This window comes from Campylobacter mucosalis, from assembly GCF_013372205.1.
In the GTDB taxonomy this organism is placed as follows: Bacteria; Campylobacterota; Campylobacteria; order Campylobacterales; family Campylobacteraceae; genus Campylobacter_A; species Campylobacter_A mucosalis.
Window position 1 is genome coordinate 1 of sequence record NZ_CP053831.1, and the last position, 13213, is coordinate 13213.

At 33.5% G+C, this 13213-nt stretch carries 13 protein-coding genes and 1 other RNA gene; 9 read left to right on the forward strand and 5 right to left on the reverse strand.

Annotated elements, in window-relative coordinates; genetic code table 11:
• The 6 genes from dnaA (at position 1) to CMCT_RS00030 (ending at position 8092) form a co-directional block, all read left to right on the forward strand.
• A complete protein-coding gene (dnaA, locus tag CMCT_RS00005) occupies positions 1 to 1308 on the forward strand; it encodes a chromosomal replication initiator protein DnaA (RefSeq protein WP_034970201.1) in 1308 nt (435 codons plus the stop codon).
• A 154-nt stretch (positions 1309 to 1462) separates the two neighbouring features.
• Positions 1463 to 2530, forward strand: coding sequence for a DNA polymerase III subunit beta (gene dnaN / locus CMCT_RS00010; protein ID WP_034970199.1), 1068 nt, complete (start codon positions 1463 to 1465; stop codon positions 2528 to 2530).
• Positions 2531 to 2543: 13 nt separating this feature from the next.
• Entirely contained in the window at positions 2544 to 4868 is a 2325-nt protein-coding gene (gene gyrB / locus CMCT_RS00015; RefSeq protein ID WP_176324945.1) for a DNA topoisomerase (ATP-hydrolyzing) subunit B, read from the forward strand.
• Entirely contained in the window at positions 4868 to 6247 is a 1380-nt protein-coding gene (locus tag CMCT_RS00020) for an EAL domain-containing protein (protein ID WP_034970196.1), read from the forward strand. The genes gyrB and CMCT_RS00020 overlap by 1 nt, the downstream gene beginning before the upstream one ends.
• Positions 6248 to 6251: 4 nt before the next feature.
• Positions 6252 to 6869, forward strand: coding sequence for a preQ(1) synthase (gene queF / locus CMCT_RS00025; RefSeq protein ID WP_034970194.1), 618 nt, complete (start codon positions 6252 to 6254; stop codon positions 6867 to 6869).
• On the forward strand, positions 6866 to 8092 hold the full coding sequence (locus CMCT_RS00030; protein ID WP_176324947.1) for an HD domain-containing protein: 1227 nt from the start codon (positions 6866 to 6868) through the stop codon (positions 8090 to 8092). The genes queF and CMCT_RS00030 overlap by 4 nt, the downstream gene beginning before the upstream one ends.
• Positions 8093 to 8095: 3 nt before the next feature.
• Here the strand turns inward: CMCT_RS00030 and ffs are convergent.
• An RNA gene (gene ffs / locus CMCT_RS00035) (signal recognition particle sRNA small type) lies at positions 8096 to 8193 on the reverse strand.
• A 54-nt stretch (positions 8194 to 8247) separates the two neighbouring features.
• On the opposite strand from ffs, the gene CMCT_RS00040 reads away from it, so the two are divergent.
• The 3 genes from CMCT_RS00040 to CMCT_RS00050 all read left to right on the forward strand — a co-directional run bounded on the left by CMCT_RS00040 (position 8248) and on the right by CMCT_RS00050 (position 9588).
• Positions 8248 to 8655, forward strand: a complete 408-nt coding sequence (locus CMCT_RS00040) for a hypothetical protein (protein ID WP_034970192.1) — start codon at positions 8248 to 8250, stop codon at positions 8653 to 8655.
• Position 8656: 1 nt separating this feature from the next.
• Positions 8657 to 9082 carry a hypothetical protein gene (locus tag CMCT_RS00045; protein WP_034970189.1) on the forward strand — a complete coding sequence of 142 codons (426 nt, stop codon included), beginning with the start codon at positions 8657 to 8659 and terminating at the stop codon, positions 9080 to 9082.
• A gap of 62 nt (positions 9083 to 9144) precedes the next feature.
• Positions 9145 to 9588, forward strand: coding sequence for a copper resistance protein CopD (locus CMCT_RS00050; protein WP_034970188.1), 444 nt, complete (start codon positions 9145 to 9147; stop codon positions 9586 to 9588).
• Here the strand turns inward: CMCT_RS00050 and CMCT_RS00055 are convergent.
• The 4 genes from CMCT_RS00055 to CMCT_RS00070 all read right to left on the reverse strand — a co-directional run bounded on the left by CMCT_RS00055 (position 9585) and on the right by CMCT_RS00070 (position 13109).
• On the reverse strand, positions 9585 to 10265 hold the full coding sequence (locus CMCT_RS00055) for an anaerobic ribonucleoside-triphosphate reductase activating protein (RefSeq protein WP_034970185.1): 681 nt from the start codon (positions 10263 to 10265) through the stop codon (positions 9585 to 9587). The genes CMCT_RS00050 and CMCT_RS00055 overlap by 4 nt on opposite strands.
• A gap of 102 nt (positions 10266 to 10367) precedes the next feature.
• Positions 10368 to 10856 carry an ATPase gene (locus CMCT_RS00060; RefSeq protein ID WP_244948652.1) on the reverse strand — a complete coding sequence of 163 codons (489 nt, stop codon included), beginning with the start codon at positions 10854 to 10856 and terminating at the stop codon, positions 10368 to 10370.
• On the reverse strand, positions 10849 to 11010 hold the full coding sequence (gene nrdD, locus CMCT_RS00065; RefSeq protein ID WP_034970183.1) for an anaerobic ribonucleoside-triphosphate reductase: 162 nt from the start codon (positions 11008 to 11010) through the stop codon (positions 10849 to 10851). Before nrdD ends, CMCT_RS00060 begins: the two co-directional genes overlap by 8 nt.
• Positions 11007 to 13109, reverse strand: a complete 2103-nt coding sequence (locus CMCT_RS00070; protein ID WP_034970180.1) for a ribonucleoside triphosphate reductase — start codon at positions 13107 to 13109, stop codon at positions 11007 to 11009. Before CMCT_RS00070 ends, nrdD begins: the two co-directional genes overlap by 4 nt.
• Between the last annotated feature and the right edge of the window lie 104 nt (positions 13110 to 13213).

The window sequence follows — 13213 nt, forward strand, 5'->3', positions numbered from 1 at the left end:
TTGCTTGCAAATGAAATTTTAGAGATGCTTAAAGATAAAATATCCCCAAATGAGTATGATTTTTATATAAAACAGCTCAAATTTAACGAAAAAGCATCAAATGATGATAACATCGTATACAACGCACCAAACGAGATAATAGCAAAATTTATAAAGACAAAATATGCAGAAAAGATAGCCTATTTTTTTGAGGTAAAAACTGGTAAAAAAGTAAATATCACGATAAATACCCAAAATACGAAAAAATCAAATTTACGCACATCAAAAATTGACGTTAAAAAGATAAAAAGCACGGATTTAATTCAAGATCATACATTTGAAAATTTCGTTGTTGGCGAAACAAACCAGTTTGCATTTTTTGTTTCAAAAGAGGCAGCACAAAAGCCAGGAACCCAGTTTAACCCGCTATTTATCTACGGCGAAAGTGGCCTTGGTAAAACTCACCTACTTCACTCGATTGGAAATTTTTGTCTAAACACTGGAAAAATAGTCATTTGTGTAACCAGTGAAGTTTTTATGAACGATTTTATATATAACCTAAAAAATAATATGATGGAGAAATTTCGCGAAAAGTATCGAAACTGTGATGTTTTACTTATAGACGATGTCCAATTTTTGGGTAAAACTAGCGAAATTCAAAATGAATTTTTCCATACATTTAATGAAATTTATGGCAAAAATGGTCAAATTGTAATGACATCAGATAAACCACCAAAGACTTTAAAAGGCTTTGAAGAGCGTCTAAAAACACGCTTTGAATCTGGCTTGATAGCAGATATTACGCCACCTGATTTGGCTACAAAAATAGCCATTTTTCATAAAAAATGTGAAATAAATAATCTAAATTTAAACCAAGATATAATCAACTACATAACAACAAATTTAGGCGATAACATAAGAGAAATAAATGGAGTTATAACAAACCTAAAAGCATATAAAACTATGCTAAATGAAGAGATTACGCTTGATCTTGCAAAAAACATAGTAAAAGATATGCTAAAAGAAAAGATGGAAAATGTAAGTTTAGAACGTATAATAGATATAGTTTGTAAAGAGCAAAACATAAAACCAAGCGACATAAAGAGCAAATCTAGGGTAAAAAATATAGTAAAAGCAAGACAAATAGCGATATATTTAATAAGAAATTTAACGTCAAATTCAATGCCACAAATTGCAAACTACTTTAATATGGGCGATCACAGCAATGTAAGCAAAAATATCAAAAAGATAAACGAGCTTATAGAAAATGATGAAATTTTGAAGTTAAAAGTTGAAGAGATAAAAAATAAAATCATATCAAAAGGATAAAATTAAATATGAAATTTGTGAAAAGCTGTGAAAATTATAAAAATTTAATTCACATACAAAATACGCAAATAAAGGGAAAAAATATGAGTTTTCACATTTTCAACAACCCTACTAAGACTACTAAAAGAAATTTAAAAATAGACGGAGAAAAAATATGAAAGTCAGCATAAACAAAAACGTTCTTGAAAGCATAGTTGTAAATACAAATCCGTATTTAGAAAAAAGAGATTTAAGTGCTATAACATCTCACATTTACATTTGTGCAAAAGATGGAGTACTAAACATAAGAGCAACAGATCACGAAATAGGTCTTGCATACAAACTATCAAATGCAAAAATAATAGATGAAGGTTACGCAACTGCAAATGGTAAAAAACTTCTTGATATCATAAGAAGTCTAAAAGATGAAGATGTTATGCTTGAGAGCTTAAATAATTACCTTTATATAAAACAAAAAAACTCAAAGTATAAACTTCCAATGTATAAATTTGAAGATTTTCCAGAATTTCCAAATATACAAAACAAGGCAAAATTTGACATTGACGCTGTAATGCTTGGACGAAGCCTTAAAAAAATAATGCCAAGCATAGATAGTAATAACCCAAAATTTGAACTAAATGGAGCTATGCTTGATATAAAAAATGGCTATATAAATATCGTAGGAACTGATACGAAACGTCTTTCGATTTTTAAATTTGAAACTCCAACACAGAGTGAATTTTCACTAATAATCCCAAAAAAAGCCATAAGTGAAATGCAAAAGCTATTTTTTGACAAGATTGAAATTTACTACGATGAAAATGTTCTAATCGCACAAAGCTCAAATTTTGAGTTTTTTACAAAGCTGATAAATGGCAAATATCCAGATTATGATAAAGTAGTTCCAAAAGAGATTAAAAAACGCCTAAAATTAAGTCGTGATAAGATGATTGATGGCATAAAAACCATATCGATGTTAAGCGATACGATAAAAATAACATTTGCACCTGAAAATATAACTTTCGAAAGTATTATAGAAGATAATTCAGAAGCAAAAACAACTATTGATTATAAAACTGGACTTGATGAAGAGTTTTTTGTCGGCATAAAAAATAGATATATGCTTGATTTTTTAAGTAGCATTGAAGATGATGATTTTGAACTTGGTTTTAACGACTCAAATTTAGCATTTATCGTTAGTTCAAAAGAGTTAAAAACAATCATAATGCCTATAAATTTATAAGAAAAGAGATTAAATGAGCGAAAATAAAATTTACGACGAAGGTAATATTAAAGTATTAAAGGGGCTTGAAGCCGTTAGAAAACGCCCTGGTATGTATATTGGCGATACAAATGTAAATGGCTTACATCATATGATTTATGAAGTCGTTGATAACTCGATTGATGAGGCAATGGCTGGATTTTGTGATACCATAGATGTTGAAATTACACGTGAGGGTAGCTGTATAGTTACTGATAATGGCCGTGGAATTCCAGTTGGTATGCACCCAACTGAAAATATGCCAGCAGCAACCGTTGTTTTAACCGTTCTTCACGCTGGTGGTAAATTTGATAAAGATACATATAAAGTTTCAGGCGGTCTTCACGGCGTTGGTGTTTCAGTCGTAAATGCACTTTCAAAAAAGCTAGTAGTTACCATTAAACGAGACGGCAACGTTCATAGGCAAGAATTTGCAAAAGGAATTCCAGTAACTGATTTAGAGGTCATTAAAACTACAAACCGCACAGGCACGGCTGTTGAGTTTTGGGTAGATGATGAAATTTTTGAAGTTACAGATTTTGATAAAAATATCCTAACAAAACGCTTTAAAGAGTTAGCCTACCTAAACCCAAAAATTACTATAAATTTTAAAGACCAAAGGGACGGCACAAACGAGAGCTATCACTTTGAAGGTGGTTTAGAGAGCTTCGTAAATGATATGAATACAAAAGAGGCGGTAAGTAAAGCTGTATTTTTTAGTGGTGGCGAAGAGGACGTTATGGTTGATTTTGCCCTGATGTATAATGAAACTTATTCAGAAAATTTACTAAGCTTTGTAAATAACATTAAAACCCCAGACGGCGGAACACACGAAGCTGGTTTTAGAGCTGGTCTAACTCGTGTTATTACAAACTATATCGCCGCAAACGCAGCCGCTCGTGAAAAAGATACAAAAATCACTGGCGAAGATATCCGTGAGGGCTTGATCGCCGTTGTAAGTGTAAAGGTACCAGAGCCTCAGTTTGAAGGACAAACAAAAGGAAAACTTGGTTCAAGCTACGTTAAACCAATCGTTCAAAAGATGACTTTTGAGGTTTTAAGCAAATATTTTGAAGAAAATCCGATTGAAGCACGTGCGATTATGAACAAGGCCCTAATGGCAGCACGTGGTAGAGAGGCAGCTAAAAAAGCACGTGATTTAACTCGCAAAAAAGAGGGTTTAAGTGTTGGCACACTGCCTGGCAAACTTGCTGATTGTCAGAGTAAAGATCCAAGCATTAGTGAGCTATATTTAGTCGAGGGCGATTCAGCTGGTGGTTCAGCTAAACAGGGTCGTGACCGTGTGTTTCAAGCGATTTTACCGCTAAAAGGTAAAATTTTAAACGTTGAAAAATCAAGATTAGATAAAATTTTAAAATCAGATGAGATTAAAAATATGATAACAGCACTAGGTTGTGGTATCGGCGATGAGTTTGACGCTGAGCGACTTAGATATCATAAAATCATCATTATGACCGATGCTGACGTTGATGGCTCACATATTCAAACGCTACTTTTAACGTTCTTTTTTAGATTTTTAAATCCAGTGGTTGAGAGCGGTTGTATCTACCTAGCACAACCTCCACTTTATCGCTATGAAAAGGGCAAAAAAGAGGTGTATTTAAAAGATGACAAGGCATTAAATGAGTTTTTAATCCAAACTGGCATTGAAGGTATGGAATTTCAAGGCATTGGTAATAACGACTTAGTTGATTTTTTAAAAATCGTAGCCGCTTATGATAATGTTTTAAACGAACTTGCAAAACGTTTTAATCTACTTGTTGCACTTCGTTATTTAATAGAAAATCCAGATATTATTGGCAAAAGTTACCCTGAAATGTTTGAAATTTTAAAGAATTTTTTAGAAACTAAGGGCTATAACATACTAAATTCATACGTAAATGAGAGCGAAGCTAGAATTTATGTCCAAACTGAAAATGGACTTGATGAATTTTATTTAAATGACAATCTTTTTGCAAATCCTCTTTTTGAAGAGGCACTTCATATTAGTAAGAAGATTAAAGAGCGTGATATGGATTTTGGCGGTCGTGATGTGATTGAAATTTTAAAAGATGTCACGGATAACGCTAAAAAAGGCTCAAACGTAAAAATCCAACGCTATAAAGGTTTAGGTGAGATGAACCCTGATCAGCTTTGGGAGACGACTATGAACCCTGAAAATCGCCGTCTTTTAAAGGTTAGCATAGCTGACGCTCAAAGTGCAAGTGATACGTTTAATCTATTTATGGGCGATGAGGTTGAGCCTAGGAGAAACTATATACAAGATCACGCAAAAGATGTAAAACACTTGGATATATGATGAATTTTACTCAAAAAACGGAGAGGAGTGAGCGTTTTAAAAACGCACTTAAGATATCCTTTCCATTTATATTTGTTATTTGTATCTTGATTTTTATCTTTCAAAAATCAGAGCTTAAAATTTTAGATGTTTTGCTTCTTTGTGTTTTGATAATTTGTTATGTTTATTACACTTTTTATATGATAAAACAAAGCTCTGAAAGTGGCGTTTTAGACGATACAACTAAGGTTTTTAAACGTGAAAAATTTGAAGAAATTTTAAAAAATCTTATAAAAAAATCAACCAAAAATGATAGCATTGTTCTTTTAAGATTTAAAAATTTAGCCGAGCTTTCTGAAATATACGGGATTAAAAAAGTTGATAAAATTTTAGAAAATAAGCTAAATGAGCTAAGCCTATTTTTAGAAGAAAATGGAATGAAAAAAAGTATCATAGGTCACTATAATGCTAGTTATTTTTTGATGTATTCTTACACTCAAAGTACTAAAATATCGCATTTTTTAACTATATTTTCCAAGAAGCTGCAAACTCAGGATATAAGTTTAAATTTAGACTTTTCGGTTGTAAATGCTGATGTTGATAACGATATTTTTAGGATCATAAACTTACTTTTTGATGATATAAAAGATAAAAGTTGTGTAGATAAGAATTTACTTGATAATATACAAAAAGAGATTTTAGATAGTATCGATGATAAAAATTTTAGCTACAAGATACAAAAAATGATTGACATCAAAAATAATGATTTTATGTATTCGTTAATAACTAGCATAAAAACTAGAAATTTTGGCGATATCTCAAAATCAAAATATAGCGAAGTAAATGTAAAAAATGGATATAGTATCGTTTTTGATAAGTCAAATTTTGTCAAATTTTGTGAGATTTATAGATCTAGGCTAAAAAATGATAGGGTTTTATTTGAAGTCAGCTTAAATTCCATAAAAGATACTATGTTTTTAAATTTTGTAACAGACTATGTTTTTAAAAATGACATAGAGCCTAGAAATATAATATTTGAATTTGATGAGTGTGATGAAAACGAGGATCTAAATTTATTAAACGAAATAATAAATAGGCTAAAAATTGTAGGTTTTAAAGTAGCTCTTGGACATTTTGGTGGAGTAAGTGGGGCGTTTTTTAATTATTTTATGAATTTAAATATCGATTATATCATATACGATATATCGATGAGTAAGGGGCTTGGAAGTGAAAAAGTGGTGCAGGTTGTTACAAATTTAAATAAAGCTTGTAATGAACTTGGCATAAAAACCATAATGAAATTTATACAAAATGAGTATGAGTTTAATACGATAAAACATTGTGGTGTAGATTATATACAGGGTTTTTATATAGAAAAACCAAAAGAAATTAAAGGATAAAAAAATGAGTGAAAATTTACGATACGGAGAGCAAATTTTAAAGGAATTTGACCCAGAAACTGATTTAGAAATTTGGCAAAATAAGCACGAGCGTGATTATTTGATTAAAATTACCTTGCCAGAGTTTTGCTGTCTTTGCCCACGTTCTGGCTACCCTGATTTTGCCACCATTTACGTTGAATACGTGCCAAACAAGCTTGTTGTGGAGCTAAAAGCGATCAAACTTTACATAAACAGCTTTATGGGGCGAAATATCAGCCACGAGGATAGCATAAATGAAATTTACTCGCTTTTAGAGAGAAAGTTAGAGCCAAAATATCTAAAAATAGTTGGCGATTTTAACCCGCGTGGAAATGTGCATACCGTGATAGAAATTTGCAGTGATAGCGTTATAAAAAAGCAAAATGAGCCACAACTAAGAAGCGAAAATAGAGCAAATGGTGCAAGACGTATAGAAGAGAGAGAAAAAGATAGAAAAAGAGATGAAAAAAGAGGCGGTTTGAGGGATTTTAAAGGTGATAAAAAGCGTGATGAGAAACCAAAAAGAGGCTTAAAAGAGGGTTTTAGAAAACCAGCCTTTGCAGACGATAAAAAGCCAAGAGTAGTGAAAAAAGATAGATGATAAGTGCAAAGCTGATTGAACATATCTTTAAAGCCGCCTCAATTTCACGCTGGAATGACTATCCAAAAATGGCAAATTTAGTTGAGCTTGACAAACAGGCTCACAAATTTATCATCGCCTATTTTTTAGCAAAACTTGAAAAAGACGTGGATATAAACTTCATCATTGAAGCTGGAATTTTTGAGTTTTTAAGCCGTGTGGTAGTCACTGACATACGACCTGACGTCTTTCATCATATACAAAAGAGTAAAAAAGAGCAGGTAAATTCGTGGGTTATAAACGAGCTTGAAGATTTAATAAGCCAGATTAATGGCGGAGAATTTTTTAATCGTCTTAAAAACTATCTGCAAAATAGCGATAAATCGCACGAAAAAGAGCGTCTAATCCTAAAAGCAGCCAGTTATCTAGCCACACGTTGGGAATTTTCTATCGTCTATCAAACAAGCCAGTTTTTAAGCGATATAAACGAGCTAAAACGCAAGGTTGATGAGGAGCTTGAAGATTATTTTGAGCTAATTGGAGTGCGTAAAATCGCGATGAATCAAAAACTAGCCAAACTAGTTGATTTAAGCGGACGGCTTAGATTTCAAAAACGCTGGGCTCAAACGCCACGAATCCCTGAAACTGCGGTGCTTGGGCATATGCTTGTTGTTGCGATTTTAAGCTATTTTTACTCACTAAAAGTAAATGCGTGTGAAAAAAGAGCAGAAAATAACTTCTTTTGTGCCTTGTTTCACGACCTACCAGAGAGCTTAACTCGTGACATCATAAGCCCCGTAAAATACGGCATAAAAGGGCTAAATGAGATTATAAATGAGTATGAGATGAGACTTATTGATGAGCAAATTTTGCCATTTGTGCCTGAAAATTTTAGAGATGAGTTTAGCTATATTTTAGGTATTAGAAGCCAGGGCGAGAAATTTATTAAAGATGAGTTTGAAAACCGCACTTTTGAGCATAAAATTTTGCCATTTGACGGCACACTTGATAATGTCAATGAAAACCGCTTTAAAGCAATTGACGGCAAAGCCCTAAAATACTGCGATAAACTAGCTGCTTACATTGAGGCTGGGATTTCGATAAGCTATGGTGTTAAGTCAAAAGAGTTGCTTGACGGCTTTAAAAATATGTATAGATTTTTTATGGAGAAGCCAAGCGTTAATGGGGTGAATTTTTATGAAATTTGTAAGGATTTTAACGCGCATTTTAATTTAGAGGTTTAAAACCCCCTCTCAGATGGCTGCGGCACACACTATTTACAAGTGCTCTGCTGTGTTCCCACCCTGAAGCGGTGCCCATAAGTAGCATTGCACAGGTCTAAGAAGGAGCAAAGGGGATTTTATAGAAATTTTGCTTAAATTTTAGTAAAGGATTTTTTATGATAGACGCTTTTGATATTGTAAAAATGGTAAAAAGTGATATTTACCAAAATGCACTAAAAGAGTGCGTTAAATATTCTAAAATTAAATACAAAGATGATGAAATTTCAATTAGCTCTTGCCTAGAGCCTGAAAGAGTTATAAAGTTATCAGAAGTTAGCATTTTAAACATAATTTCTAGCATAAACTCGAGGAAATTTAGGGCATTTTTTTGCTCTTTAATAAATCTACAAACCGATATTGGATACGTAGATAGCGATAAAATTTATGATAACAACGCATTAGTTTTACCCGCTATATATTTTTATTTTTTAGAAAACAGTCTTGAAAATGAGCTTGAAAAATTTGTTAAAAAACTCGGTATGGATAGCTCATTTTATGAGAATTTGATACTTTTAGAGCATTAAAATGGGTTTTAAATTTAGGTTTTTATCCGCTTTTAGGGAATTTTTGATATATCATCACAAATCTCTTGAATTTCGTGCAAAAGTTTTTGCGTCCATAATTGCAGCAAAGCTTGATCCAGACGAAGATGACTTTGATGCTTTACTAGACATAGCTTCTGAAATCTACGATAAAGATGAGGATAGAAAGAGCTTTTTGGTTCAAACTACAAAAGAGTATGTATCAAAGGTAAAAAAGCGAGATTATATAACGCTAGACGCTTTGCTTTTAAGTATCGATAAGGATATGAAAGACCACCCAAGATATGCTAAAAAGATCGATTTTTCGCACCTTCGGCGATTTATAAACGGATGTGAAGATGAGGTCATAGTCCAGCAAAGAGTGTATGAGTTTTTGATAAATGAAGTCAAAATTTATCTACCAAATTGACCTAAATCATTGAAAATAAGACAATAAATATCTAAAATATCAGAAATTTTCTAAGGAGCAAAATGCAAACGATTTATCCATACGTGCAACTTATCCACATGATATGTGCTATCATTTTTTTAGGTTTTATATTTTTTGATGTTGTCATTTTTTCTAGGCTAAAAAATGTGCTTGGAAGCGATTTTGAGCGCGTTAAGAGTGCTATTAGCTCAAAAGCGATAAAGATAATGCCAATATGCCTTTTACTGCTGTTTTTGACTGGCGGTATGATGATGAGTACTTGGGTCGGCTCAAAAGCTGGTGGCTACTTTAATACTCCGCTTCAACAGGTCTTTATGCTAAAGGTTATACTAGCTGCCGTGCTTGGTTGTGGTGTGATTTTTAACCTTACACATAGGGCTTTAGGCAAACAACCGCCTAAATTTATGAGAGAAAATTTACACAAAATCGCTTTTGTTTTTGGCTTTATTATCGTAATTTGTGCCAAAGTAATGTTTTTAGTTTAAAAATTTCGTAGTTTTATATCTAAATTTGTCTTGATTTTTGTGGTATCAAAGCTGTTTTTTGGCTCATTTAAAGAGCCAAAATTTTGACTTGTAGGTAAGAAATTTTGTAAAAAATAGCTGTTTTTATAGCCATTTTGCTCTAAAAATTTTGCCATTTTTGATATATCGTCTTCGTTTAAAATATCAGCGTGAATTGTCGTTCTAACTTCAAATTCAAAGTCTAAATCTATTAAAAACCGCAAGGTTTTAGCAAAATTTTCATATAAATTTGAGCCAGTAACGGCGTGAAATTTCTCTTTTGTCGCCTTAAAGTCAAGTGAGATAAAGTCGATTAGATTTTGGCTTATTGCCGTTTTTAAAACGTTAAAATTTGTCCCGTTCGTATCTACTTTGATCTTGAAATTTCGCCTTTTAACCTCGCCTAAAAGCTCTAAAAAATGCGGACTTAATGTGCATTCTCCACCGCTAAATACGATACCTTCAAGTCTATTTTGTCGCTCGTTTAGAAATTTCATCAGCTCATCAAAGGTTATTTTGCCCTTGCCAAGCACGACAGGGACGTTGTAGCAATACTTACAACGCATATTGCATTCACTAAACCAAAGCACTGCTGATAGCGTATCGGTGTAGTCAGTCATCGTAAAAGGCGTGATGTCAAAGATATTTAGATTTTTCATTTTATGTTTATTTCATCTTATGTTTGCTATAATTTGCCTACATTCACGGCGGAGCTTATTATCCGCCATTTAAATACTCAATTAAACCGCTATCAAAACATTTTAAAATATCGTTAAAAAGCACTCTATTTTGGTTGGCTCTATGCCTATAATTGTTTTGCCACGCTTTGTAGATAGTCTTGGCGTTTTGTTTTCATTTAATTTGTATAAATTTTCAAAGTGAAACGCCCTGTTCCTAATCGTTCTTACTAGCGAATATGCAAACCAAACCTTTTGATAGTTTAAAAGTTTGTTGTTTTTGTTGCCTTTTGAGTAATCTCTAAAATCAATATTGCCAAAATCCACGATTTTATTGTGAATTTTCTCATTATCCATTAGCTCCACCCAATATCCAAGCGTCTGACGTGAGATAAATGTATCATCTTTTATATTAAACGTTTTAGCCACTTTGTTTCGTGTGATAATCTCTATAACGCCAAGTTTATCGCTTATGTTTTTTATGAGCTTAAAATTTGCTATATGCTCGTCATCATCGGCGTAGCTACTAAGTCGCTCTTTTGAAAATAGCTCAATTTTCCTATCGCTAGTCATTTATGCACTCAACAAATTTCACTCTCTCCTTGTGTTCGCCTTTCTTGCCTAGATTAAAGCTCTCAACAGGGCGATGATAGCCCATTACACGTGTATAAACCACACATTTTGTGCGTTTGTCAGCGTATTTTTTTAAAATTTCATCTCTTTTCATCTGTTCTCCTTTTGATATTCATTTACTATCTCTTCATCACAAAGCGGACAAAACTCGTGCTCACCAGCTATATATCCGTGTTTTTCGCAGACGCTAAATATCGGTGTTATCGTTATATAAGGCAGGGTGTAGTTTGTTAATATATTTTTTACTAGCGTTTTACAAGCAGTTGCTGAGCTAATACGCTCTTTCATATAAAGGTGAAATACCGTACCACCAGTGTAAGCACTTTGAAGCTCATCTTGTAAATCTAGGGCTTTAAACGGGTCGTCTGTAAAATTTGCAGGGAGCTGGGTTGAGTTTGTATAATAGATATTTTCACCACCACCAGCTTGAATGATGTCATCGTAGCGTTTTTTATCCTCTTTTGCAAAGCGATATGTTGTGCCCTCAGCCGGTGTAGCTTCAAGGTTGTAAAGGTTGCCGGTTTGTTCTTGAAATTCTTTGATTTTTTCACGTAAGAAATTTATCATTTCAAGTGCAAACTCGCGTCCAAAATCACTTGCGATGCTCTCTTTATCGTCCGTGAAATTTCTTAAAAGCTCGTTCATACCATTTATACCAATCGTGCTAAAATGGTTATTAAAATGCTTTAAATACCTAGCCGTGTATGGGTAAAGCCCACGCTCATACATATCGGTTATAAATTTTCTCTTCTTTTCTAGCGTTGATTTTGCAAGGTTTAAAAGGTAGGTTAGGCGTGTGTAAAGCCCCTTTTTGTCATTTTTATAAAGATAACCAAGACGTGCTAAATTTATTGTTACAACGCCAATTGAACCAGTCATCTCAGCACTACCAAAAAGCCCACCACCACGTTTTAAAAGCTCCCTAAGATCAAGCTGTAAGCGACAGCACATTGAGCGGACGTGTCCTGGTTTGTAAGCATTTTCGTTTGGTACTAAGTTGCCGTTTTCATCTTTTTTATATTGTGAGCCGATAAAATTTTGAAAGTAGCTTGACCCCATTTTTGCGGTGTTTTCAAAGATAATTTGGGCGATATCGCTATCCCAGTTAAAATTCTCAGTAATATTTATCGTTGGTATTGGAAAGGTAAATGGCTGCGAGTTCTTATCGCCAGTTGTTAGCACTTCATAAAATGCCTTTGTTATACGCTTCATCTCAGGCTCAAAATCGCCGTAAGTAAGCTCGGTTAAGCTATTTTTGCCACGTTCTTTTGCTTTGTTTAGCAAATTTTCATCATCAATATTTTTAAACAGATGAATATCATTTGCCGTTGGAATTTGAGCCTTTAAATCATCAGGGCAAGTAATATCAATCGTAACATTTGTAAATGGGCTTTGACCCCAACGTGCAGGGACATTTAGGTTAAAAACAAAGCTAGTTATTGCCTTTTTAATCTCTAAATCACTTAAATTATCTTTAAAAACGTAAGGCGCAAGATATGTATCAAAGCTAGAAAATGCCTGAGCCCCAGCCCACTCAGACTGCAAAATGCCTAAGAAATTTGCCATTTGACTAAGAGCCTCTCTAAAATGTCGTGGTGGACGGCTCTCAATCCTACCACGAACGCCGTTAAAGCCCTCGTTTAGCAAGGCTCTTAGCGACCAACCAGCACAATATCCAGTTAGGCAATCAAGGTCGTGTATGTGATAGTCAGCCTCTCTGTGTGCTAAGCCCTCTTCTTTGCTATAAACAGCGTCAAGCCAGTAGTTTGCGATGACTTTGCCGGCGGTATTGTTAATTAGCCCTGCGTTTGAGTAGCTTGTATTTGAGTTTGCAGCGATTCGCCAGTCGGATTTGCCGATGTATTCGTTAATTGTTTGGGTTGAGTTTATGTAGGTTGTATCCTCGTTTAGCCCTAAAATTTGCTCTCTTTGCATTTTGTGAGTGTGGCGATAGAGCATAAATGACTTTAAAACGTTAAAATGTCCGCTTTTAAAAAGCTCACTCTCAATGGCGTCTTGCACGTCCTCAACGCTGATTATATCAGTGTATTCAAAGACTTTTTGCACCACATTTGTAAAAATTTGCTCATCATAGTTTTCGTTTTCACTAGCAAATGCTTTTTTTATCGCATCTACGATTTTATAGGCTTTAAATTCCTCTTTTTTACCATCTCGCTTTAAAATTTCTCTCATTTTTTTGCCCCTTTTAAAGGCGAAAGTATAGGCAATTTTAGCTTAAAATTTAAGTTTTAAAAATTAGTTAAACGATAAAAATTATCATAAAAACATAAAAATTT